The organism is Amycolatopsis sp. WQ 127309 (assembly GCF_023023025.1).
Taxonomy (GTDB): domain Bacteria; phylum Actinomycetota; class Actinomycetes; order Mycobacteriales; family Pseudonocardiaceae; genus Amycolatopsis.
In genome coordinates this window covers 3,795,298-3,817,792 of the sequence record NZ_CP095481.1, presented here as the reverse complement: position 1 = coordinate 3,817,792, position 22,495 = coordinate 3,795,298, and the positions used below count along the sequence as shown (strand labels likewise).

Genomic DNA, 22,495 nt, shown 5'->3' with positions numbered 1-22,495 from the left:
GTCTGTCGGGTCGTCATTGCGCGGCGAGCCAGCTCGCGACGGCGCCGACGGTGTCGGTGCACCCGCCGCAGCCCGTGGTGGCCCGCGTGGCCCGCGCCAGTGCGGGAGTCTCGGTGGCGCCGGCCTTCCAGGCGTCGATCAGCCGGGCCTTGGTGACGTTGTTGCAGCGGCAGATCACGGCCGTCGCCGGCAGCTCGGCCGGGCTGGCCGCCTGCCCGGCACCGGCCGGCAGGGCCCGGCCGAGCAGCACCGCGAGCCGGTCTTCCGGCAGCGGCGTCCCGCGGTCGTGGTACTGGGTGATCGACGCGGCCGCGTCGGGCAGGCCGAGCAGGATCGCGCCGGTGACGCGGTTTTCGCGGACGACGAGCTTGCCGTACCGCCCACCGGCCGGGTCGGTGAACGTCAGCACCTCGGCGTCGTCGTCGGTGGCCTCGACCTGGGTCTCGCCCAGCGCGGCGAGGTCGACGCCGCGTGCCTTGAGCCGGGTGACGGCGGTCGTGCCGCGGTAGCGCGCGGCGGCGTTCGTGCCGGTCAGGACGTCGGCCAGCACCTCGGCTTGCTCCCACGCCGGCTGGATCAGCCCGGCCGGGGCGCCGGGGTGGCGGGCGCAGTCGCCGAGCGCGTGGATCCGGCCGTCGCTGGTGCGCAGGACGTCGTCCACGACGACGCCGCGGTCGACGTCGAGCCCGGCGTCCTCGGCGAGGCTCGTCTCGGCGCGGACGCCGGCGGCGACCACGACCAGGTCGGCCGGGACGAAGCTGCCGTCGTCGAGCTTGAGGCCGTCGCCGGGCAGGTAGCGGGCGGCGGTAGCGCCGAACCGGAAGGTGACGCCCATGCCGGTGAGCTGCCGGGCCAGCACGTGGCCGGCGACGGGGTCGAGCTGGCGTTCCATGACGTGGCGGTTCGGGTGCACGACGGTCACCTGGTTGCCGCGCCCGGCGAGGCCGCGGGCGGCTTCGAGGCCGAGCAGGCCGCCGCCGAGCACCGCGACCGGCGCGCCGAAGCGGGCGGCGTCGAGGATCTCGGCGCAGTCGTCCAGCGTCCTGAAGGTGACGACACCGGGTCCGAGGCCTTCGACCGGCGGGATCCACGGGTTGGCGCCGGTCGCGAGCACCAGCGCGTCGTAGTCCACTGTGGACCCGTCGGTCAGTTCGACGCGGCGCTTCGCGCGGTCGATCTTGGCGGCGGCCACGCCGAGGCGGAGGTCGACGTGCGTCCGCGCGGCCCAGTCGTCGTCGTGCAGCCGGACGCTCGCCGGGCTCATTCCCCCGGCGACGACGGCCGAGAGCAGCACCCGGTTGTAGGCCGCGTGCCGCTCGGCGCCGAGCACGGTCAGCCGGACGCGCTCGGCGGCCGGGTCGCGGCGGCGGATCTCGTCGGCCAGCCGGGCCCCGGCCATGCCGTAGCCGACGATCACGACGTCCCGGGCGTTCATGCCACACCATCCAGAGTGGACAGAGAGACGGCGCACACCTTGAACTCCGGCATCCGGCTGACCGGGTCGAGCGCCGGGTTGGTGAACAGGTTCGCGCGCTGCGCGCCGGGGAAGTGGAACGGCACGAAGACCAGGTCGGGCCGCAGCGACGGCACGAACCGCACCTTCGCCGTCGTCTCGCCGCGGCGGGACCGGATCCGCGCCCGGTCGCCCTCTTCGAGCCCGGCACGCTTGGCGGTGTCCGGGTGGACCTCGACGAACGCCTCCGGCACGACGTCGTTCAGCTCGTCGACGAGACGCGTCTGCGCGCCCGACTGGTAGTGCTGCAGCACGCGGCCGGTGGTGGCCTGCAGCGGGAAATCGTCGTCGGGCAGTTCGGCCGGGCCGGTGTGCTCGACGGGCGCGAACCGCGCGCGGCCGTCCGGGTGGGCGAAGGCGTCGAGGAACATCCGCGGCGTGCCGGGGTGGTCGTCGGCCGGGACCGGCCAGTGCAGGGCCTCGCCGGCGCGCAGGCGGTCGTAGCTGACGCCGGAGTAGTCGGCGATGCCGCCCTTGGACGCGATCCGCAGCTCCTCGAACACCGTCTCGGGCTCGGTCGGGAAGTGCCCGCGACCGAGCCTCGTGGCGAGTCCATTGAGGAGGTCCAAATCGGACTTCACGCCCGGCGGCGGGTCGAGCGCTTTGCGTCGAAGCAGGATTCGACCTTCGAGGTTGGTGAGCGTGCCGTCTTCCTCGGCCCACTGCGTGACCGGGAGGACGACGTCGGCGAGCGCTGCTGTCTCCGACAGGACGAAGTCCGCGACCACCAGGAAGTCCAATGCGGACAGTCGATCTTGGACACGCTGAGAGCGTGGCGCCGAGACGACCACGTTGCTGCCGAACACCATCAGCGCCTTCGGGCCGCCGTCCTGGCCGAGGGCTTCGAGGAGTTCGGACGCGGACCGGCCGGGTCCGGGCAGTGAATCCGGGTCGACGCCCCAGACCCCGGCGACGTACTCGCGGGCGGCCGGGTCGTCGAGCTTGCGGTAGCCGGGCAGCTGGTCGGCCTTCTGGCCGTGCTCGCGGCCGCCTTGGCCGTTGCCCTGGCCGGTGAGGCAGCCGTAGCCGGAGCCCGCCCGGCCCGGCAGGCCCAGGGAGAGGGCGAGGTTGATCCAACCGCCGACGGTCGCGGTGCCGGTAGCGTGCTGCTCGGTGCCACGCGCGGTGAGGATGTAGGCGTTGCGGGCGCCGGCGAGCTTCGCGGCGGCCAGGCGCATGTCGGCGGCCGAGACGCCGGTGACGCGCTCGGCGCGTTCGGGCCACCAGGACGCGGCGATCCGCCACACCGGTTCGAAGCCGTTCGTGCGCTGGTCCACATAGGACTGATCGAGGTGGCCGTCGGCGACGACGGCGTGCAGGATGCCGAGCGCCAAAGCGAGATCGGTACCGGGCGCGGGCGCGAGGTGCAGGCTCGCGAGTTCGGCGGTCGGCGTCCGCCGCGGGTCGACGACGATCAGGTCGGCACCCCGCAGGTGCTGGGTGAACGGCGGCATCGTCTCGGCCGGGTTGGCCCCGGCGAGCAGCACGACGTCGGCGTGACCCAGATCGGTGACGGGGAACGGCATCCCGCGATCGGCCCCGAAGGCCCTGCTCCCCGCGGCGGCGGCCGAGGACATGCAGAACCGGCCGTTGTAGTCGATCTGCGACGTCCCGAGCGCGACGCGGGCGAACTTGCCGAGCAGGTAGGCCTTTTCGTTGGTCAGCCCGCCGCCGCCGAAGACCGCGACGGCATCCGGGCCGTGTGCTTCCCGGAGTTCCTTCAGCTTCCGCGCGACGACGTCGAGCGCGAAGTCCCAGCCGACGGGCGCGAGGACGCCGTTCTCGCGCACCATCGGGCTGGTCAGGCGCCTCGGCGACGTCAGGAGCTCGCCGGCCGTCCAGCCCTTCTGGCACAGGCCCCCGGCGTTGACCGGGAAGTCCCGCGGCGTGACGCGGACGCCGTCGAGGCGCATCCCGCACTGCAGCGCGCAGTACGGGCAGTGCGTGTCGACCTGCGGCACGGGCCACCTCCGGCGTCGTTCGGGATGACCCGACGCTAAGGAGGCCGTGTTACTCGGAATCGACCGAATGTTTCAGGCAGTTGACATTGCGGCGCGACTCACGCGCCCCGCACGGTGAGGTTCAGAGCACTCCGCTGACTTCGCGGGCCGCTACGCGGAGGCCGTCCAACGCGGCGCGCGTTGATCTCGGGTTCAGGGCGTTGGCCGCCAGGCGGAACAGCACCGCGCGCAGCAGCAGCTGCGGCCACTCCGGCAGGTGCGCCCAGCGCTCCAGCAGCTCGCGGGTCGCGCCGCCCCAGGCCAGGGCGTCGACCGCGACGATCGCCGCGCCGTACTCGCCCGGGCGGTAGTACGGGACGAAGTCGACCAGGCCCGGGGTCGCGTCGCCGTCGAAGAGCAGACCCGCCAGCAGTTCGCCGTGCGCGACCTGGGACGGGAGCTTGATCGGGCGGCGCGCGCCGGCCAGTACCTCGAACCAGCGGCCGCCCTTGGTCTCCTCCAGCGGGACTTCGAGTTCTTCCCAGGCGATGCGGTCGGCGACGGCGTCGACGTCCTTGCGCAGGGCGATGAAGTCCGGCCGCGGCAGCCCGGCCGTCGCCCGGTGCAGCTTCACCGCGGCCAGCACCGAGGCGTCACCGCGGTGCTCGGCGGTGCCGGCGACGAACCGCGACGCCGTCCAGCCGCCGACGATCCAGCGGCCGTCGGTCGAGCGCACCGGTTTCGCGACCCGCAGGCCCGGCTCGTCGACGTAGTCGAGCGCGCGGGCGGTCCACAACGTCTTGGCCTTGTCGGCGACCGGCTTGAGCACGAGGTCGCCACAGCGCCACGCCGCCGAGTCCGGCAGCGCTTCGCCGTTGTCGGCGAGCCCGCCGAAGGCCGCGCAGACGTGGCCGGGAGGGCGTTCGAGGGTTGACCGCACAAGGACCGACGGTACCCGGCCGGGTGGTCCACGATCGAGAAGACGCGCTGGTCACAGACGGTTTTGAGAACCGGGACGAAACGCCGTGAGGGGCACCCCCACGGCCACGGGAGCCGGGAGGGTGCCCCTCACGGAGCACAACTGTCAGTAGGTCGGCAGGCTCGGGTCGATCTGTTTGGCCCAGGCCAGCACGCCACCGCCGAGGTGGGTCGCGTCCTTGAAGCCGGCCGCGTGCAGGGCCGCCAGGGCCTCCGCCGAGCGGGCACCCGACTTGCAGTGCAGGACGATCGGCTTGTCCTGCGGCAGCTCCGCCAGCGCCTCGCCCGAGAGGATGCGGTCCTTCGGGATCAGCGTCGCGCCCTTGATGTTGACGATCTCGTACTCGTGCGGCTCGCGGACGTCGATCAGGGCGAAGTTGTCGCCGTTGTCGAACTTGGCCTTGAGCTCCGCCGGGGTGATAGTGCTACCCGACGCCGCCGTCGCCGCCTCGTCCGACACCACGCCGCAGAACGCCTCGTAGTCGATCAGCTCGGTGATCTTCGGGGTCTCCGGGTCCTTGCGGATCTTGACCTCGCGGTACTTCATCTCCAGCGCGTCGTAGCTGATGAGCCGCCCGAGCAGCGGCTCGCCGATGCCGGTGATCAGCTTGATCGCCTCGGTCACCATGATCGAGCCGATGGACGCGCACAGCACGCCCAGCACGCCACCCTCGGCGCAGGAGGGGACCATGCCCGGGGGCGGCGGCTCCGGGTAGAGGTCGCGGTAGTTGAGGCCCAAGCCGTTCGGCGCGTTCTCCCAGAACACGCTGACCTGGCCCTCGAACCGGAAGATCGAGCCCCAGACGTACGGCTTGCCCAGCAGCACCGCGGCGTCGTTCACCAGGTAGCGCGTGGCGAAGTTGTCCGTGCCGTCGACGATCAGGTCGTACTGCCCGAAGATCTCCAGCGCGTTCGACGAGTCCAGCCGCTCGGTGTGCAGGTAGACCCGGACCAGCGGGTTGATCTCGGCGATCGACTCCTGCGCGGACGCGGCCTTGAGCTTGCCGACGTCGGACTGGCCGTGGATGACCTGGCGCTGCAGGTTCGACTCGTCGACGACGTCGAAGTCGACGATGCCGAGCGAGCCGACGCCGGCCGCGGCCAGGTACAGCAGCGCGGGGCTGCCGAGGCCGCCGGCGCCGATGACCAGGACCTTCGCGTTCTTGAGCCGCTTCTGCCCGGTCACCCCGACGTCCGGGATGATCAGGTGACGGCTGTACCGGGCCACCTCTTCCTTGGTGAGCTCGGCAGCCGGCTCGACGAGCGGCGGCAGTGCTGACATCGGGTCCTCCATCTCGCGCGGAACACGTCCATCCCACTATGCACAACGCGCGCGGGCGAGCAGACCTTCCCACGTGCACAACGTGCGTGGGCGGATGAACGTCATACGTCCAGATATTGGGATTACAGCCGCTTACGGGGGTTCCGGGTGGCGGAGCCCCCGGCCCGGGGCGCAGCCCCGGATGTCACGGCGTGGGGTTGGGCCAGGAGTTGGTCTTGCAGATGAGACCGTCCTTGGCCACCTTCCCCTTGTCGCCGCCGGGGATGTCGTTGAGCATCGAGACGTAGTCGTCGTTGACGCCGAAGGACTGCTGCATCATCACCGGCGCGGGCTGGCCGTTGCCGCCGCAGCCGACGTGCTGGTTGCCCAAGGCGTGGCCGACCTCGTGGTTGATGGCGTACTGCCGGTACCCGGTCATGTCGGCGCCGTAGGCCTTCGCGCCGCGCACCCAGCGGGCCAGGTTGATCAGGACGCGGCCCATGCTCTTGCGGTAGCAGGACGCCTCGAACTTGATCTGGAACCCGCAGGCGTCCGCCCGGTGCGTCGTCTCCGGCGTGGTGAGGCTCACCTTGAACGACGGGTTCGGGAAGTTCGCGTCCACGCGCTGGAAGGCGACCTTGCCGTCCCACGTCCAGCTCTTGGGATCCGACAGCGTGCCCTGGACGGCCGAGGCGAAGGCGTCGTCACCGGCGTAGCTCGCCGGGTCGATGCCGTCCTCGACGTCGACGGTGTAGGTGTACAGCTTGCCGCTGCCGACCTTCGGGCCGGTGCCGGGCACGGTGTGCCACGCGCCCGCGCCGGCCTGGGTGAAGGGACTGCCTTCCGGCAGGTCCGCCGTCGGGACCTTGAGGTCGACCGGGGTCGCCGGGTTCTCCGGGATGCCCTGGCCGTCGGCGCCGTCGATGGAACCGCCGGACGTGTCGCCGCCCGCCGACTCGATCCCGGAACCGGCGCCCTGCTCGGCGATCGGCTCGGCCGGGCTGTTCGCGGTGTTGACGACGACGAGCACGGTCAGCACGACGAGGATCGGCAGGGCGTAGACGCGCCAGCCGTAGGTCTTGGTGAGCTTGGCGAAGGCGGTCTGCGGGGGCTCTTCGGCCTGCTTGGCCTCGCGCGCCTGCTCGTGCGGCTTCCAGGACGCGCTCAGCGGCTCGGCGGAGGTCCGGCGGCCGCCGGGGCGGTAGCGGTCCTCGCTGACGCGCTGGGCCGGCGCCTTCGCCGGGCGGTACTGCCCGGTGCGCGGCGGATCTTCGGACTCGGGGGCACCTTGCGCGGGCCGGCGGGCCGACGCGCGGTGGGGAGCCCGCCGATCTTCGCCTCGCGCGTCCTGCTTCACCCGGTCCACCGCACCAGGGTGCCACAGCGCCGAAGCGGCGCCCTCGGCGACTGGCGGATCACGCAGCGATCAGTTGTCACCCGATCGGGCTACCAATTTCCGGCTTCGACGTGCTCCCACATGCCCAGAACCGCCTTCGCTACGACGATCGGCCGCTCCATCTGAGCCACGTGGCCGGTGCGCGGGAGCACGAGCAGCCGGGCCCGCGGGAGCGCGCGGGCGGTGCGCATGGCGCGTCGCACCGAGATGACGCGGTCCTCCCGGCCCCAGACGACCAGCGTCGGCACCTGCACCAACGGCGCGAGCGACCACAGGGACGCCTTCCCGACCGCCGACCACGCCCGGAAGATGCCGAACGTGCTGCGCGCCATCGCCGGGGCGGCCCAGGCGAAGGCCGCGCGGGCGCCGTGTTCCTCGGTCAGCTCGTCGAGCCGGCTCTCCGGGAACCGCGACGGGTCCGCGAAGCAGAGCTTGATGACCTGGGCGGCGCGTTCGCGCGGGCCGAGCGCGGCGAGCTGGGCGCGTACCCGCGCGCCGACCAGCGGCAGGTAGGCGAACGCCATCCGCGGGTCCGACAGCCGCCGCGGGTCGGGGCGCCGGTCGGGCATCGCGGGCGAGATGAGTGTCAGCGTCTTGACGAGCTCCGGGTGCCGCGCGGCGACGATGAGTGCGATGGCGCCGCCCATGGAGTTGCCGAGCAGGTGGACGGGCGCGCCGACGTCGCGGATGTGCCGCGCGACGACCTCGGCGTGCGCTTCGAGGCTGAAGTCGAACCCGGCCTCGGGCTCGGAACTGCCGAAGCCGGGCAGATCCGGTGCGGTGCCCCCGGCGACCGGAGCGAGCAGCGCCGCCAGGTCGGTCCAGTTCGTCGACGAACCGCCGAGGCCGTGGAGGTAGACGGCCGGCACGCCGTCCGGGCCCGGCGTGCGACGGACGTGGAGGCGGGCGGTGCCGACCTCTTCGAACGTCGCCGGCCAGGGCGGCAGCACCGGCTCGAGCGACGGCAAAGCCCTGGTCGAAAGGGGTACGTGGGTCACCGGCGGCCGGGCCGCGCCGACGTCTCCCGGGCCGTGGGCGGAGGTCTTCACGGCTCCAGGATGCCCGACACTTGGCACAGCACGCGTACCGGCGAGTAATCTTCAGGTCGACTTCACGCGGTGGCGACCCCGCCCGTCGAAGGTGGCGAAGACGGGAGGAAGAGCATGACGGAGATGACGCGGTTGCAGCAACGAGGGGTGCGCTTGCCCCGGACCGAGCGCCGGGCCCAGCTCCTCGCCGCGGCGCAGCGGGTCTTCGCCGAGAACGGCTACCACGCCGCCGCCATGGACGAGATCGCCGAGGTCGCGGGCGTCAGCAAGCCGGTGCTCTACCAGCACTTCCCCGGCAAGCTCGACCTGTACATCGCGCTGCTCGAAAGCCATGTCGACGAGCTGGTCAGGCGCGTGCAGGCGGCGCTGGACTCGACGACGGAGAACAAGCAGCGCGTCCCGGCCACGGTCGGCGCGTTCTTCGACTTCGTGAGCAGCGACGCGGGCGCGTTCCGCATGGTGTTCGAGTCCGACCTGCGCGGCGAGCCGGCGGTCCAGGAAGCGGTGGACCGCGCGACCTCGGCGAGCGTGGACGCGATCACGGACACGATCACGGCGGACGCCGGTCTCGACGAGGACAAGGCGCGGCTGCTGGCGGTCGGGCTGGTCGGGATGAGCCAGGTCAGCGCCCGGTTCTGGCTGCAGCACCACCAGTCGATGAGCCAGGAGGAGGCAGTCGCCCTCACGGCCAACCTGGCCTGGCGCGGCATCGGCGGCGGCTTCCCGCTGAAAGACTCCTGACCCGGCCGAAAGACGTCACTTTCGTCGGGAAAGTTCCGTTTCCGGGCCCCGGAAGCGGAGCTTTCCCTAGGAAAGATGCATTGTTTACGGCGCGTCAACGAGGGGCGGCCGTGCGGACCAGGGCCGAGATCTGCCGGGCCACCTCGTAGGGGCGTTCCTGCGGCAGCATGTGCCCGGCGCCCGGGTAGCGGACGAACTCCGCGTGCGGCAGCTCGTCCGCGATCACCTTCGCGTGCGACAGCGGGCAGAGGCGGTCCTTCTCCCCCGCCAGCACCACCGACGGGACGTCGCAGAGCGCGCCCAGGCCGCCGACGCCGCGGTGGGACGCGATCGCGGCCAGGAACAGCCCGGCGCTCGCCGGGTGGCTGCACAGCAGCTGCTCGACGACGCTGTCGACCTGCGCGCGGCCCGGCCGGTCGCCGAAGACCAGGCGCCGCGAACCGGACCGGACCATCCCCGGACGCAGGCGCAGCGTGTCCGACCGCAGCCCGGCCAGCAGGCGAGCCAACCGTGGCTCGAAGCGGGTGACGCCCCGGCCGACCAGGCCCGGGAAGCCGAGCGTCAGCCGGTCCATGTCGCCCGACGACGTCGCGACGAACGCCGCCCCGGCGAGCCGCGACGCCACGAGCGAAGGGTGCCGTTCGGCGAGCACCATCAACGTCATGCCACCCATCGAGTGACCGGCGAGCACGAGCGGGCCGTTCGGGACGCGGTCGGCGATCAGCTCGGCGAGGTCGTCGGCGAGCCGGGCGATCGACGCCGAACCCGGGCGCGCGGGCGCGGAACCGCCGTGACCGCGCAGGTCGTACCGGAGCACCCGGACGCCGGGGTCGAGGTGCGGCAGCACGAAGTCCCACGTGCGGTGGTCCTGCGTCCAGCCGTGGACGAGCACCAGCGTCACGGCCGAGTCGGCGGGGCCGGACTCGGCGACGTGCAGCGCGGCGCCGTCGCTCGCGACGAACCGGTGCGCGAGCGACGGGTCGCGCAGCCGCGACGCGGTGGTCACCGGCCCGCCGGGAGCAGGAAGGACTTGCGCCAGAAGAACTTCCCGGGCAGCCCGACCAGACCCGACTCTTCGAGGAACGGCATGATCTTCTCCCCGGCCCAGGCGATCGTGCCCTGCCAGTTCGGGTTGTTGAGGGCGGCTTCGACGCCGTCGCGCGGCCGGATCCCGACCGCCTTGTAGACGTTCGGGTTGATGAACGCCCGCGTCACGAAGTACGAAATGAGCGCGATGACGAACTGCTGGTAGGCGATCTCGGCCTTGGACAGCTTCGCCATGCCGCGCGTGACCTCTTCGCGGGCGAAGGTGACGTGCCGGGCCTCCTCCAGCACGTGGATCCGGTTGACCATCCGGACCAGGGGCTGGATGCCGTCGTCGTTCATCTGCTCGCGCTGCAGCCGGTCCAGCACCTCTTCGGCGACCAGGATCGCGCCGTAGCGCGCCGGGCCGTAGGAGATCGTCGGCATCAGCTTCGCGAGCTTCCGCAGCCACGGCACCGGGCCGTAGGCGGGGCAGCCGATCCGCGACGCCATCCGCGCGAACATCGTCGAGTGCCGGCACTCGTCGGCGATCTCGGTGAGCGCGAACTGCGCGTGCGCGGACGTCGGGTCCTGCTCGTAGACCTCCTTGAGCAGCATCTGCATCAGGAGGATCTCGAACCACAGCCCGGTGGTCGCGACGCTGGCGACCTCGTGCTTCCCCAGCTCGATGCGCTGCTCCGGCGTCAGCTCGTCCCAGAGCTTCGTGCCGTACAGCGACGAGCGCTCGTCCGGGATGAACCGCTTGCCCTCGACCAGCGGCGCGGTCCAGTCGATGTCGACGTCGGGGTCGTAGAACTTGTTCGCCGACGACTTGAGCAGCCGCTCCGCGGTCTTTTCGCGATCCGGTTCCTTCAGCGTCCGCGTCATCGCCGACAACCCCTTCCGAAACATGTAACTTGAGGTAACAGTTACCTCTGGTAGCATCCCTCTCGTGATCGAACGTGTCAAGCGCTCCGGCAAGCCGTCCAAGCCTTCGTCGCGCGGCGAGGAGGCGACCGGCGACGCCCGCCGGGACCGCTGGCGCAAGCACCGGATCGCGCGGCGCAAGGAGTTCGTCGAGGCCGCCCTGCGCGCGCTCGACACCCACGGCCCGGACCTCGGCATGGAGGACGTCGCCGCCGAGGCGGGCGTCACGAAACCCGTGCTGTACCGGCACTTCGACGACAAGGCCGACCTCTACGTCGCCCTCGGGCAGCGCGGCACGGAGATCCTCTTCGAGCGGCTGATCCCGGCGATCAACGCCGAACTGGCGCCGGTGCCGCGGATCCGGATGGCGCTCGACGCGTTCTTCACCGTGATCGAGGAGCACCCGAACCTGTACCGGCTGCTCGCGCACGGGCGCCCGGAGAAGCCGGCCGGCTCCGACGTCGTGGCGGAGGACAAGGAACTCATCGCGACGGCGCTGACCGCCCTGCTCGGCGACTACATGCGGATGTTCAACATGGACTCCGGCGCGGCCGAGCCGTGGGCGCACGGCATCGTCGGGATGGTCCAGAACACCGGCGAGTGGTGGCTGGACCGCCGGTCGATGGGCCGCGACGCCGTCGTCGAGTACCTGACGCAGATCATCTGGGCGGCCATCGACGGGCTGAGCCGCCAGCACGGCGTGGTCATCGACCCGAACCAGCCGCTGGAAGCGAACAAGGTGGTCCAGCTGGGCCGCACGGAACCCGTGCCTGTTGAGGAGACGTCATGAGCGACCACGACGAAGACGGCTACAGCGGCGAAGCGACCCTGGTGGTCGACGGCGTCTCGCTGACGGCGCAGGTGGAGCTGCGCGGCTACTTCCAGCCGATCGACGGCTTCTACCGCTGGTACGGCCGGGTGGCGGTGCACGAAGAGCTGGCGAAACTGGCCGGCGGCAAGAAGAAGGCCGTCGAGATCCACGCGGGCGCGCACACCGCGACGGGCGAGCTGTCGGACCCGGACCCGTGGGGCCGCTACCGGATCACGGGCACCAGCACGCCCCCGTTCCACGTGCCGACGTCGCTGGAAGAGCTCAACGCCTGAAGTCCGTGAATGCCACATTCACGGACACTAGGTCCCTCGATGTGGCATTCACGGACTTTCGCAGCCGCCCGCGACGACGCTCGCCCGTGAAGGCGCCGCCGCGGGCAGCGCGGTGGAACCGGCTCGGCCACCCGCGCGGTGGCCGTGCCGGTGTACGGCTCAGGGATTCCGCGGGCTCGGCAGGTCGCGGCCGGGAAGCCAGCCGTTCGCGATGTCCGTCGCGCGCCAGCCGCGGACGCTCAGGCGGACCGCCACCACCGGGGCGTCCAGGAACGGCGCCGCCTCCGGGACCTTCGTCACCAGCGTCTCACGCACCTGCGTGTCGTCCTCACCGGCGACGACCTCGGCGAGCGCCCGCGCCTGCAGGAACGGCTGCATCGGCGAACCGGTCGACACGACCACCGACACCACCGGGTTCTCGCGGATCGCGGCGAGCGTCCGGCCGCGGCGCTCCAGCACCAGGTTCAGCGTGAACGCGTCGTCCTCGGCGAAGTAGACGCCGCCGACCCACGGGCCGTCACTGCCCGAGGTCGCGAGGAACAGCGACTTGTGCGTCGCGAGGGTGCTCCGCACGAGGTCCGCCACGGCGGTCGTCGTGGGCTCGACAGTGGTCATCGACTTGCTCCGGAGTGGGTGTCGGTCCGGGCCCCGTGGCGCCGGATCGCCGACGAAGCTAAGCCGGGAAACCCCGACACACCAAGGAAAGCGCACCGATCCGGTGAACCTGGCGGAGGACCTGGTCCGGCCACCGCGAGAACCGCGCCATCGCCCATTCGAGGGGCCCGCGCCCGATCCAGCGACGCCAGGCCACCGAAGCGAGGAGCGCGACCGCCGAGAAGGCCACGAAATGGGTGAGCGCGAACACGTCCGTGCCGTCGCCGGCACTGTCCCAGATGAACCGGATCGCCACGAAGTGCAGCACGTACGCGGAAAGCGCGCGGCCGCCGAGGTCGGCCAGGAGCCGCTCGAAGCGCGGCGCGAGCAGCTCCCACGCCCACGTCGTGGTCGGCGGTGTGCCGTGGATCCAGGACTCGTCGAGGTGCAGCAGCGTCTCCGAGCTCATGCCGTAGCTCGCCGCGGCCGGTTCCAGGGCCTGGTGGACGGCGTCGAGGCCGCCGAAGACGCGCGTCGCGAGCCACGAGACGGCGTACGCGCCGAGAGCCAGCGCCGCTCCGCCGAAGCACAGCGCGGGCGACCACCGGGGAGCGAAGGTCGAGCCGCCCGATCGCCATCCCGGCGAAGAGGTAGGCCATCAGGGTGACCGCCGGGAACGTCCCGGTCAGCAGCAGCACGCCGGCCGCGCGCCGAGGCCGTGCCGGGTCGCGAAGTCGCCCCACGCGACGTCCGGCGCCTCGAAGGCCCGGGTCGCCGGCCGGAGCGCGACGCGCGTGCGAGCGCGGCCCCGCTTTGGGCCGCCGCCGCCGGACATCAGCGCGATCGAGACGCCGGCCGGCACCGCGAAGAGCGCGGCGGAATGGCCATCGAAGGGCTTGAACCAGGCGGCACCACCGCCGTCGAGCGGGCTCGGCCCGAGGTGCACCGTGTACATCCTCAGCACCGCGGCCCCGCGGGCCACGTCGATCCCGGTCAGCCGGACGGCCGGTCCGCTCCGGGGAGCGGGACCGGCCGTGGGCTGGTGTTCGCGGCTCCGTGCCGGAGCCGTTGCCACCGCGTGGACGCCGTCCACCTCATCTCTCGCCCACCCCGCCCGAACCCCTGCCGGGGCACGGTGACGGAAGGGGCTGAGACCGGACGGTTACCGCGGTGTGGCGTCAGTCGCCGACGCCGAAGCCGACCTTGCGGGTGTCGGACGGCGCGATCTCAACGTAGGCGATGCGGTCGGAGGGGACGATGTACTTGCGGCCCTTCTCGTCGCTGAGGCGGAAGAGCCCGTCACCGGCCGTCAGGGCCTCGGCGACCAGCTTCTCCACCTCGTCGGGAGACTGGCCACTGGACACCACCAGCTCGCGCGGGGTGTCCTTGATGCCGATCTTGACCTCCACGTGGGACCTCCGCTGGAAATTCGAAAGGGATGTGCTCGGCAAGGCTAACCGAACCGGGTCGTTGCGGTGCCGCATGTCCGCGCCCGGCCACGTCGTCGTGTCCTGGTACTCCATCGGGGTCAGCCCAGGCCGAGGGCCTGCATGCGCTTCGTGTGCCCCTGTTGCAACCGCCGGAACAGTGCCGCAATTCCGGAGAGGTCACCCGATCCGCCGATGATGAGCTCGGCCAGGCCGTCTCGTTCGGCGACGACGTACTGGGCCTGCGTGAGCGCTTCGCCGAGCAGGCGGCGCCCCCACAGAGCGAGCTTGTCGCGGGTCTTGGGGTCGGCTTCGATCCCGGCCGCCACCTCGCGCTCGGCGAAGGCGGAGTGTCCGGTGTCGGCCAGCACGGTGAGCACCAGGTCCTTGGTCTCGGGGTCCAGCCAGCTGGCCATCTCCCGGTAGAGGTCGGCGGCGAGGCCGTCGCCGACGTAGGCTTTGACGAGCGACTCCAGCCACGACTTCGGCGGGGTCGAGGCGTGCCAGTCGTCGATGTGCTTCGGGAACGGCGCCATCGCGTCCTCGATCGCGACGCCGTGCCCGGCCAGGTGTGCGGACAGCAGGCCGTAGTGACCGATCTCGGCGGCCGCCATGGCCGCCAGCGCGGCCCGTCCGGCCAGGGTGGGGGCGCTGCGCGCGTCCTCGGCCAGCCGGTCGAACGCGGACAGCTCGAGGTAGGCGATCACGCCCAGAAGGTCGACGACGCCTTCGGTGATCTCTTTCGGGTCGGTCACGGCAGCAGGGTATCGCCGAAGCACCCGGGCGTGTCGGGACGAGACCGATCCCACTGCCTCCGGCGTGCCGGGTACTGTCGAAAAACTGCTGACCAGGTACACTGCGTTTGATATCGAAGCTTCCGTACGTCACTTCAGGCGTCGGGATCAGGCAGGCCACGAGGCCCGCCGACGTACTGCAATGTGCGTGCACGCCTCTTCCGGCATTCCCGGGACGGACCGGTTCCGCGCTTCACTTCAGCGCTGGGGACCAGGGTTTACTCCCGGTCGAGTGTCGAAACGGGACTCAGGGTTGTGCGCGCTGGTCACGAGAGAGGCGATCACCCTGACCGCAGAAAATCCCACAACCGAACAGAACTCCCCCGCCGTCGCGCTGGAACACAGCGAGACCGGCCCGGCCGCGCTCGACACGTCGCACCCGCTGCAGGCGGGCGTCGAGGTGGAGCCCGAGGCCCCGACCTTCGCGTCCTTCGGCGTCAAGCCGGAGATCATCAAAGCACTCGCCGAAGTCGGCATCGAGCGGACCTTCGCGATCCAGGAGCTCACGCTGCCGCTGGCGATGGCCGGCGACGACCTCATCGGCCAGGCCCGCACCGGCATGGGCAAGACCCTGGGCTTCGGCGTCCCGCTGCTGCACCGCGTGGAGGTGCCGGGCGACGGCACCCCGCAGGTGCTGGTCGTGGTGCCGACCCGCGAGCTGTGCATCCAGGTCGCCAACGACCTCAAGGGCGCCGGCAAGCACCTCGGCATCCGCACCCTGGCCATCTACGGCGGCCGCCCGTACGAGCCGCAGATCGAGGCCCTGCGCAAGGGCATCGACGTCGTGATCGGCACCCCGGGCCGGCTGCTCGACCTGGCCGAGCAGAAGCACCTGGTGCTCGGCAAGGTCCGCGGGCTGGTCCTCGACGAGGCCGACGAGATGCTCGACCTGGGCTTCCTGCCCGACATCGAGCGCATCCTGCGGATGGTGCCGGACAAGCGCCAGACGATGCTGTTCTCGGCCACCATGCCGGGCCCGATCATCACGCTGGCCCGCACGTTCCTGAACCAGCCGACGCACATCCGCGCCGAGGAGAACGACGCCAGCGCGATCCACGAGCGCACCACCCAGTTCGTCTACCGGGCGCACTCGATGGACAAGCCCGAGGTCATCGCCCGGATCCTGCAGGCGGCCGACCGCGGCCTCACGATGATCTTCAGCCGCACCAAGCGCACCGCGCAGAAGGTGGCCGACGACCTGGTCGAGCGCGGCTTCGCGGCCGCCGCCGTGCACGGTGACCTGGGCCAGGGCGCCCGCGAGCAGGCTCTGCGCGCGTTCCGCTCCGGCAAGGTCGACGTGCTGGTCGCGACCGACGTCGCCGCCCGCGGCATCGACATCGACGACGTCACGCACGTGATCAACTACCAGTGCCCGGACGACGAGAAGACCTACGTCCACCGCATCGGCCGCACCGGCCGCGCGGGCCGCACCGGTGTCGCCGTCACGCTCGTCGACTGGGACGAGATGCCGCGCTGGAAGCTCATCTCGGACACCCTCGGCCTCGACAAGCCGGAGCCGGTCGAGACGTACTCGTCGTCGAAGCACCTGTTCGAGGACCTGGGCATCCCGGAGGGCACCACCGGCCGGCTGCCGCTGGCCAAGCGCACCCGCGCCGGCCTGGGCGCCGAGGTCGAAGAGGACCTCGGCGGCAAGCGCCGCGGCCGTGGCGCGCAGGGCCGTGGCAACACCGCCGCCGGCGGCCCCGAGTCGCCGTCGCCGGAGACCGAGGAAGCACCGCGCAAGCGCAACCGCACCCCGCGCAAGCGGACCCGCGGTGCCGCGCGCACGGGCGAGACGGGCGAGGCCACCGACACCGCGGCCACGTCCGGCTCGGAGCCCGGCGAGGCTGCTGCCGAAGGCCGCACCCGGACCCGGCGCCGCACCCGCGGCACCGCCCCGGAGACGGCCGGCCCGGTGGAGAAGGAGTCCGGCGAGAACGCCGAACGCCCGGCTCGACGGCGCCGCCGTCGCCGCCCGGCCGCGACTTCTGATACACCTGCGTCGGCAGACTGAGGCTTTAGCGCGGGGAGCAGGTACGTGAGCGACGAGGACAAGGCTGCTTCTTCCGTGCCCGAGGAAGAACCGGAGCAGCCTTCGGAAGCCGTTCCGGGCTCCGAGGACGTCCTCGACGACGTCGAACCTGCTCCACCCGCGCCGCGGGTCAAGGCCCGTCGTTCGCCTTGGAACCGCGGCCGGGACCGGGTGCTCGCCGCGGTGATCGCGGTGGTCGTCGTCGCGGTCGCGCTGGTCGTCGGCGCGACCAGCGACAGCGAAGGCACCGACCGGACCGAGGCCGACCCGCCGTCGCCGCTGCCCGCGGCGCCGAACACGGTGCCCGGTTCGCTGGCCGAGATCTGGAGCGCCCGCAGCGGCGCGACGCCGGTCCCGGTGGCCACCGGCGACACCGTCGTCACGGCGGACGGCGGCGAGGTCGCCGCCCGCGACCCGCTGACCGGGCAGATCCGCTGGCACTACACGCGTGACCTGCCGTTGTGCACGCTCAACGAGACGTGGGGGCGGGTCAACGCCGTCTACCACAAGACCGAGAACTGCAGCGAGGTCACGCAGCTCGACCCGGGCACCGGCCGGATCACCGCCCAGCGCAACGGCAACGCCGAGCTGGGCACCCGGCTGGTCAGCGACGGCTCGCACGTGACCACCACCGGCAAGAAGCTGCTCGACACCTGGCGCGACGACCTGGTGCAGAGCGCCGAGTACGGCCAGGTCCCGGCGCTGGTCAACGCGGGCAAGCAGCCGCGCACCGGCTGCACGTACGGCACGGTCGCGGCGGCGTCGGGCAAGGTCGGCGTCATCGAGCGCTGCCCGGGTGACCCGGCGGACCGCCTGAGCGTCTACAAGGCGGCGCCGGAGAAGGACGACGAGCCCCAAGTGGCGTTCAGCTCGGTGCTGGCGGGCAAGCGGGCGCGCGTGATCGCGATGTCGGGCGACCTGGCGGCGGTGGTCCTGCCGGACCAGAAGCTCCTGGTGATCTACAACGGCGACGGCTCCCAGCGCGCGGCGTACCCCTTGGACGTCCCGCCGGCCGACCTGGCCGCGGACCCGCAGGGCGGCGTCGAGCAGACGTCCCAGACCGCGGCGAACGTCTACTGGTTCAGCGGCTCGAAGGTGCTGGCCCTCTCCCGCGACGACCTGTCCCCGCGCTGGACGCTGGGCAGCGCGATGGGCCCGGGCGTGACGTTCGCGGGCCAGCTGGTCGTCCCGATCAAGGGCGGCTTGGCGGTGCTGAACGAGAACGACGGCTCCACGATCCGCACGGTGGGCGTCGACCGCCGCGGCTACACGGGCCCGGTCCGCCTGGGCACGGCCGGCCCGGTCCTGCTGGAAGAACGCGGCGACACCGTCACGGCCCTGAAGTAACCCGTATCTCGCGTGATTGAGCACGTAATCAGCGTGATTGAGGCCGGAACTCGCGAGTTCCGGCCTCAATCACGCGAGTTCCGGGTCTGATCACGCGAGTTCCGGGCTCGGTCACGCGAGTTACGGGTTCGTCAGGTGAGCCAGAAGAGGGTCAGGGCGGAGACCACGAACAGGACCACGGCGATCCCGGCGCCGGCGGCAGGAAGGCCGTTGCGACGGTCGGCGACCCGCTGGGCCAGCAACGCCAGCACCGCGGCGATGGGGTGACCGATCAGCAGCACCGGGCCGGGGCCGGGTGCGTCCGTGTACAGGCAGACTCCCGCGACCACGAGGACGCCGACGGCCAGGACCGTGAGGCCCGCGGCCAGTGAGCCGGTGAAGCCCCGCCACCAGCGGCCGCGCGGCTTCGCGGGTTTCGCGGGCTCGGCCGCGGCTTGCTCGACGGCCGCCGGCGAGGTGGCGTCGGCCTCGGTCGGCGCCGCGTCGGCCTGCTCGGCCGCCGCCGCGTTGCCCGCGGTCGGCGCGGCGGCCTCGGTCGAAGCGTCAGAGGACAGCGCCGCCGGGTCGATGACCTGGTGGGGTGCGGTCGCCGCGTCGGCCGGGTCCGTGATGACCTGGTGGGATGCGGTCTCCGCGTCGGCCGCCGAGGCAGCCGACCCCGCGACCTGCCCGTGGGGTGCGGTCTCCGCATCGGAAGCCGCGTCAGGCGACGGCGCCGCCGGGTCCGTGATGACCTGGTGGGGCGTCGTTCTGTCGTCCGGCCGCGGGGTCGGCAGCGGGACCGTTGCCAGTTCCTCGGTGTCCGGTGAGGCCACTTTCTCTCCTGTTCAGGGCGCGAGCAGGTCCCACGGCTGCATCTGCGGGGCCGTTTCCCGGCCCACCGCGCAGCTCGGCCTGAAGTCGCACCAAGCGCAGCGCCGGTCGGGGCGGGGTGGGAACACCACGTCCTCGTCGCCGCCCGCGTTCAGGGTATCCGTGGCCAGCCTCAGGTCCCCGGCGGTCTCTTCGGCGCGTTGCAGGTGCCGGCGCAGGCTCTCGGGCGTGTGCTCGGCCGCCGCGATCGTGCCGCTCGGGAGGTGGTGCAGCTCGACCGTGGTGCACGGGGTCCGCAGCGTGCGCGCCGACGCCACCGCGTACAGCGCCAGTGCCTGCGACGCCCTCGCCTCGTACTCGTCCGGCGCGCGGCGGCCCGTCTTGTAGTCGACGACCACCAGCTCGCCGTCACGCTGGTCGATGCGGTCCGCGCGGCCCTCGATGATCATCGAGGGCCGCTCCCCCGGCGTCGAGTTGACCGGCGCCGACACCCAGCGCTCGAGCCCGACCGGGTCGTGCGTGACGTCGTTGTCCTCGACGTACTCCGCCACCCAGCCCTTGGCCCGCGCCCGGTAGCGCGCGGCCTGCTCGGCGTCCTCGAACCCGGCGTCCTTCCAGTACTCGGCGACGAGCGCGACGGCCTTCTGCGGCACGCGCTTGAGCACCGGCAGGTCGAACAGCGCCCGCAACGCGTTGTGCACCACCGCGCCGAGCGTGCTGTGCGCCCACGGCCCGGTGCGCTGCGGCGTCGGCCGCTGCAGGTACGCGAGCCGGTACCGGCGCGGGCAGTCGTCGAAGGTGGCCAGCCGCGCCGGCGACACCTTCGTCAGCCGCACCGGTTGCGCGACACCGAAATCGAAGCCCATCTGCTCCTTCACGGTTCCCCACGCTACGCACCACCACCGACACTTTCCGCGCCGGACCCGCGCCGGCCGCCGCGCCCGCACCACCGCGCAAAGCCGCGAAGGCCTCCTTCCCGGCCATAAGAGCCGGTAAGGAGGCCTTCACGGCTTTTCCTACCGCACCACCTACCGCACCACGAGCACCGTGTGGGTGCCGCCGGTCGCGGCCACCGTCACCGTGCCGTTCACCGCCGCGGTGCGGACGACGTGGCCGTCCAGCAGGACCAGGTGGCCGGCCGGCACCGCCAGCGAGCCGGACGTCCCGCGCGGCGCCGTCACCGTCAGGGAGAACACCGGACCCTGCTGGCCCCACGAAGCCGACAACGCGCCCTTCGGCGTCGGCACCGCTCCGCGCGCCCACGCGACCGAGCCCGGCTTCGGCGAAACCTGCCACGTCGCGAAGCCGGGTGACGTCGGCGAGACGCCCAGCAGCTCGTTCGTCAGCGCCGGGACGACGCCGGTGGACCAGCCGTGCGCCGCCGACGTGTAGCCCTGCTCGTAGTGCGAACCGCCATCGCCGATGCCCTCCCAGTCCGTGATGCCCGGGTCGTGGCTGGTCATCCAGCCGTACATCCGCTTGATCTGGTCGATCGCGGACGCCGCCTGCCCGGTCTGGAACCGCGCCACCAGCTCCGGGTACGACGTGAACGCGTAGACGCGCTTCGTGCCGTCCGAAACCAGCGTGTCGTTGTCCATGAACGGGTTCCCGTACGGCAACGCCCCGGCCGCCAGCCGGGCCAGCGAGGACGAAGACCGCGCCGGCGACGCGATCCCGGCGACGATCGCCTGGCTGTTGCCGTCCTGGCCGTGGCGCACCGCGCCGGTCGCCGAGTCGAGGTACGCCCCCGCCGCCGGGTCCCACAGGTACTGGTTCACCGCGGCCGCGACGCCGGAAGCGCGCGACAGCCACCGATCGGCGTCGGCGGCGTGCCCCGTCGCCCGGGCCATCCCGGCCGCGCCTTGGAGCGCGCGGACGTACAACGCGTTGTAGTACGTCACTTCGCCGGTGCGCGGGAGGAACGCGTAGTCGCCGTAGCCGCCGGTGCCGTTGAGGCCCTTCGACAGCAACCCGTGCGCGTCGGTGACCGACGGGTACCACGCGTCGAGCGTCTTCACGAGCTTCGCGTAGTACGAAGACGCGTACGCGGTGTCGCCCGTATAGAGCACGTAGTCCCAGCTCGCGGTGACCCACCAGAGCGGGTAGTCGAACAGCGGGAGCGTGTAGCCGTTGATCGACGCGGGCGGGATCCAGCCGTCCGCGCGCTGGTGGTCGGCCAGGTCGGCGAGCACGTTGCGCGCCGCCGTGCCGTCCTGGTGCGTCAGGTACTCGGTCAGCCCGGAGATCGCGACGTCGCCGACGTACGGGTCCCGGTCGCGCTTGGCGCCGTCGTGCAGCACGACCTTCCCGTCGAGCGACGGCGAGAACGCGCCGCGGGGGTCCACATCGGACGCCCGGAACGTGTCCATGCCCAGCTCGTTGGTGTAGGAAGCGTTGTACCAGTAGCGGTTCAGGTCTTCGTCGGACGACTCGAACCAGCCCTTGTAGGTGTCCGGCGTACCGAGGAACGGCGTGAAGTCGAGCGAGACGCCGGTGATCCGCACCTCACCGGACGGCTGCGTGAGCGGCGCGTCCGACGCGAGCGCGTCGAGGCTGATCCGCAGGTAGCGGAAGCCGCGCAGGCCGTCCGCGCACACCTGCGTGCCGCTCTGGCAGCCCGCCGCGTCACGCCAGACGGACGGCGTCGCGGGCACGGCGATCTGGTCGCTGCCCGGCCCGTTCGAGAAGTCCGACCGGCTGAAGTCGGAGCGTTCGCCGAGGTACTGCTGGGTTTCCGAGGTGGACACGCGGATGCCGGGGTGGTTCGCCGACGCGCCCGCGAAAGAGATCTTCGGGTAGCCCGAGACGACCTTGCCGAAGTCGAGCACCGCGACCGGCGTCGGCGGATCGGCGACCAGTCCCGGCCAGACCTCGGTGACCCTGCTGAACTCGCCCGAGGGCGTGGCCTGGTCCTTCGTCACGGTGATCCGGACCTGCGTGGTAGTAACCGCGCGGTCGAACGTCACCGCGCGCTGCACCGCGGTGTTGCCGGTGACCGTGGCCGCGGTGCGCCACGCGCCGCCGTCCAGCACGTCGACCGTGAAGTCCTGCGGCACACCGTCCACACTGGACAGCACGGTGACGCCGGGGAGCGCGACCGCCGCGCCCGAGGTGATCGTCAGGACGTCCGGGTAGGCGCCGAGCGTGTCGTCGTTCCAGAACGTGTCGGTGTTGCCGTCGACGGCGTTGCCCGGGCCGTACGTCCGTGGCTGGCCGTTGCCGCCGTTGTTGGGCGCGTGGAACGACGACGCGGCCGCCGTCGTCCCGCCCGGCCAGGCCGGCTTCGGCGGGGGCGCCTGCCGCTTCAGCGTCGCGACGCCCTGCCCCAGCAGGCCCTTCGGGTTGGTGACGTCACCGGTGGTGGACAGCACGCGCACCGGCCGGACGTCCCGGCTCGTGGGCGCGACGACGTACTTCTGCCAGCCCGGCGCCGCCACGGCGGACGTGGCGGGCACCGCGGCCACGCCGCTCGCCACCAGGACCGTGACCGGCAGGACTGCTCTGAGCCACTTCATCGAGGCCTCCGCAAGGCGCGTTTGAATCGTTTCAACCGCTG

The 22,495-nt window shown here is 72.0% G+C and carries 21 protein-coding genes; 5 read left to right on the top strand and 16 right to left on the bottom strand.

Annotated elements, in window-relative coordinates:
* Window positions 1-13: 13 nt before the first annotated feature.
* The 6 genes from MUY22_RS18015 to MUY22_RS17990 all read right to left on the bottom strand — a co-directional run bounded on the left by MUY22_RS18015 (window position 14) and on the right by MUY22_RS17990 (window position 8,038).
* Window positions 14-1,435: an FAD-dependent oxidoreductase gene (locus MUY22_RS18015; RefSeq protein ID WP_247061105.1), complete on the bottom strand. Its 1,422-nt coding sequence runs from the start codon at window positions 1,433-1,435 to the stop codon at window positions 14-16.
* Window positions 1,432-3,474 carry a molybdopterin oxidoreductase family protein gene (locus tag MUY22_RS18010; protein WP_247061104.1) on the bottom strand — a complete coding sequence of 681 codons (2,043 nt, stop codon included), beginning with the start codon at window positions 3,472-3,474 and terminating at the stop codon, window positions 1,432-1,434. Before MUY22_RS18010 ends, MUY22_RS18015 begins: the two co-directional genes overlap by 4 nt.
* 121 nt (window positions 3,475-3,595) lie before the next feature.
* Entirely contained in the window at window positions 3,596-4,393 is a 798-nt protein-coding gene (locus MUY22_RS18005; RefSeq protein ID WP_247061103.1) for a TIGR02569 family protein, read from the bottom strand.
* A 144-nt stretch (window positions 4,394-4,537) separates the two neighbouring features.
* Window positions 4,538-5,713, bottom strand: coding sequence for an adenylyltransferase/sulfurtransferase MoeZ (gene moeZ / locus MUY22_RS18000; protein ID WP_247061102.1), 1,176 nt, complete (start codon window positions 5,711-5,713; stop codon window positions 4,538-4,540).
* A gap of 184 nt (window positions 5,714-5,897) precedes the next feature.
* Complete coding sequence (locus MUY22_RS17995; RefSeq protein ID WP_247061101.1) at window positions 5,898-7,058, bottom strand: DUF3152 domain-containing protein; 1,161 nt, start codon at window positions 7,056-7,058, stop codon at window positions 5,898-5,900.
* Window positions 7,059-7,138: 80 nt separating this feature from the next.
* Window positions 7,139-8,038: an alpha/beta fold hydrolase gene (locus MUY22_RS17990; protein WP_247063966.1), complete on the bottom strand. Its 900-nt coding sequence runs from the start codon at window positions 8,036-8,038 to the stop codon at window positions 7,139-7,141.
* Window positions 8,039-8,251: 213 nt separating this feature from the next.
* Between MUY22_RS17990 and MUY22_RS17985 the strand changes: the two genes are divergently transcribed.
* Complete coding sequence (locus tag MUY22_RS17985; RefSeq protein ID WP_247061100.1) at window positions 8,252-8,878, top strand: TetR/AcrR family transcriptional regulator; 627 nt, start codon at window positions 8,252-8,254, stop codon at window positions 8,876-8,878.
* A gap of 94 nt (window positions 8,879-8,972) precedes the next feature.
* Here the strand turns inward: MUY22_RS17985 and MUY22_RS17980 are convergent, their stop codons facing one another.
* Together MUY22_RS17980 and MUY22_RS17975 are read right to left on the bottom strand one after the other, a co-directional pair.
* The gene (locus MUY22_RS17980) at window positions 8,973-9,884 is read right to left on the bottom strand and encodes an alpha/beta fold hydrolase (RefSeq protein WP_247061098.1); all 912 of its coding nucleotides are present in this window, start codon (window positions 9,882-9,884) and stop codon (window positions 8,973-8,975) included.
* Entirely contained in the window at window positions 9,881-10,789 is a 909-nt protein-coding gene (locus tag MUY22_RS17975; protein ID WP_247061097.1) for a diiron oxygenase, read from the bottom strand. The genes MUY22_RS17980 and MUY22_RS17975 overlap by 4 nt, the downstream gene beginning before the upstream one ends.
* Window positions 10,790-10,844: 55 nt before the next feature.
* Here MUY22_RS17975 and MUY22_RS17970 point away from each other — a divergent pair, with 55 nt between their 5' ends.
* Together MUY22_RS17970 and MUY22_RS17965 are read left to right on the top strand one after the other, a co-directional pair.
* Entirely contained in the window at window positions 10,845-11,618 is a 774-nt protein-coding gene (locus MUY22_RS17970; protein WP_247063964.1) for a TetR/AcrR family transcriptional regulator, read from the top strand.
* On the top strand, window positions 11,615-11,932 hold the full coding sequence (locus tag MUY22_RS17965) for a DUF4873 domain-containing protein (protein WP_247061095.1): 318 nt from the start codon (window positions 11,615-11,617) through the stop codon (window positions 11,930-11,932). Before MUY22_RS17970 ends, MUY22_RS17965 begins: the two co-directional genes overlap by 4 nt.
* A 159-nt stretch (window positions 11,933-12,091) precedes the next feature.
* Here the strand turns inward: MUY22_RS17965 and MUY22_RS17960 are convergent, their stop codons facing one another.
* From MUY22_RS17960 to MUY22_RS17940, 5 genes are all read right to left on the bottom strand, one after another.
* On the bottom strand, window positions 12,092-12,547 hold the full coding sequence (locus tag MUY22_RS17960; protein WP_247061093.1) for a pyridoxamine 5'-phosphate oxidase family protein: 456 nt from the start codon (window positions 12,545-12,547) through the stop codon (window positions 12,092-12,094).
* 58 nt (window positions 12,548-12,605) lie between these two features.
* The gene (locus MUY22_RS17955) at window positions 12,606-12,995 is read right to left on the bottom strand and encodes a DUF418 domain-containing protein (protein WP_247061091.1); all 390 of its coding nucleotides are present in this window, start codon (window positions 12,993-12,995) and stop codon (window positions 12,606-12,608) included.
* A gap of 216 nt (window positions 12,996-13,211) precedes the next feature.
* The gene (locus tag MUY22_RS17950) at window positions 13,212-13,481 is read right to left on the bottom strand and encodes a hypothetical protein (protein WP_247061089.1); all 270 of its coding nucleotides are present in this window, start codon (window positions 13,479-13,481) and stop codon (window positions 13,212-13,214) included.
* A gap of 223 nt (window positions 13,482-13,704) precedes the next feature.
* On the bottom strand, window positions 13,705-13,935 hold the full coding sequence (locus MUY22_RS17945; protein ID WP_247063962.1) for a DUF3107 domain-containing protein: 231 nt from the start codon (window positions 13,933-13,935) through the stop codon (window positions 13,705-13,707).
* A gap of 119 nt (window positions 13,936-14,054) precedes the next feature.
* A complete protein-coding gene (locus MUY22_RS17940) occupies window positions 14,055-14,708 on the bottom strand; it encodes a ferritin-like fold-containing protein (protein WP_247061088.1) in 654 nt (217 codons plus the stop codon).
* Window positions 14,709-15,147: 439 nt separating this feature from the next.
* On the opposite strand from MUY22_RS17940, the gene MUY22_RS17935 reads away from it, so the two are divergent.
* Both MUY22_RS17935 and MUY22_RS17930 read left to right on the top strand, forming a co-directional pair.
* Complete coding sequence (locus MUY22_RS17935) at window positions 15,148-16,761, top strand: DEAD/DEAH box helicase (RefSeq protein WP_247063959.1); 1,614 nt, start codon at window positions 15,148-15,150, stop codon at window positions 16,759-16,761.
* Between the two features lie 24 nt (window positions 16,762-16,785).
* Window positions 16,786-18,126, top strand: a complete 1,341-nt coding sequence (locus MUY22_RS17930) for a hypothetical protein (RefSeq protein WP_247061086.1) — start codon at window positions 16,786-16,788, stop codon at window positions 18,124-18,126.
* 131 nt (window positions 18,127-18,257) lie between these two features.
* Here the strand turns inward: MUY22_RS17930 and MUY22_RS17925 are convergent, their stop codons facing one another.
* From MUY22_RS17925 to MUY22_RS17915, 3 genes are all read right to left on the bottom strand, one after another.
* Window positions 18,258-18,941 carry a hypothetical protein gene (locus tag MUY22_RS17925; protein ID WP_247061084.1) on the bottom strand — a complete coding sequence of 228 codons (684 nt, stop codon included), beginning with the start codon at window positions 18,939-18,941 and terminating at the stop codon, window positions 18,258-18,260.
* 12 nt (window positions 18,942-18,953) lie between these two features.
* Entirely contained in the window at window positions 18,954-19,805 is an 852-nt protein-coding gene (locus MUY22_RS17920) for a PD-(D/E)XK nuclease family protein (RefSeq protein ID WP_247063957.1), read from the bottom strand.
* A gap of 162 nt (window positions 19,806-19,967) precedes the next feature.
* Entirely contained in the window at window positions 19,968-22,454 is a 2,487-nt protein-coding gene (locus MUY22_RS17915; RefSeq protein ID WP_247061082.1) for an alpha-L-rhamnosidase C-terminal domain-containing protein, read from the bottom strand.
* Window positions 22,455-22,495: the final 41 nt, after the last annotated feature.

Excerpts from the sequence above, each read along its gene's own strand:
- MUY22_RS17950 (WP_247061089.1), bottom strand. The coding sequence starts at position 13,481 with ATGTACACGGTGCACCTCGGGCCGAGCCCGCTCGACGGCGGTGGTGCC.
- MUY22_RS17985 (WP_247061100.1), top strand. The coding sequence starts at position 8,252 with ATGACGGAGATGACGCGGTTGCAGCAACGAGGGGTGCGCTTGCCCCGG.
- MUY22_RS17920 (WP_247063957.1), bottom strand. The coding sequence starts at position 19,805 with ATGGGCTTCGATTTCGGTGTCGCGCAACCGGTGCGGCTGACGAAGGTG.
- MUY22_RS17975 (WP_247061097.1), bottom strand. The coding sequence starts at position 10,789 with ATGACGCGGACGCTGAAGGAACCGGATCGCGAAAAGACCGCGGAGCGG.
- MUY22_RS17955 (WP_247061091.1), bottom strand. The coding sequence starts at position 12,995 with ATGAGCTCGGAGACGCTGCTGCACCTCGACGAGTCCTGGATCCACGGC.
- moeZ (WP_247061102.1), bottom strand. The coding sequence starts at position 5,713 with ATGTCAGCACTGCCGCCGCTCGTCGAGCCGGCTGCCGAGCTCACCAAG.
- MUY22_RS18015 (WP_247061105.1), bottom strand. The coding sequence starts at position 1,435 with ATGAACGCCCGGGACGTCGTGATCGTCGGCTACGGCATGGCCGGGGCC.
- MUY22_RS17915 (WP_247061082.1), bottom strand. The coding sequence starts at position 22,454 with ATGAAGTGGCTCAGAGCAGTCCTGCCGGTCACGGTCCTGGTGGCGAGC.
- MUY22_RS17960 (WP_247061093.1), bottom strand. The coding sequence starts at position 12,547 with ATGACCACTGTCGAGCCCACGACGACCGCCGTGGCGGACCTCGTGCGG.
- MUY22_RS17965 (WP_247061095.1), top strand. The coding sequence starts at position 11,615 with ATGAGCGACCACGACGAAGACGGCTACAGCGGCGAAGCGACCCTGGTG.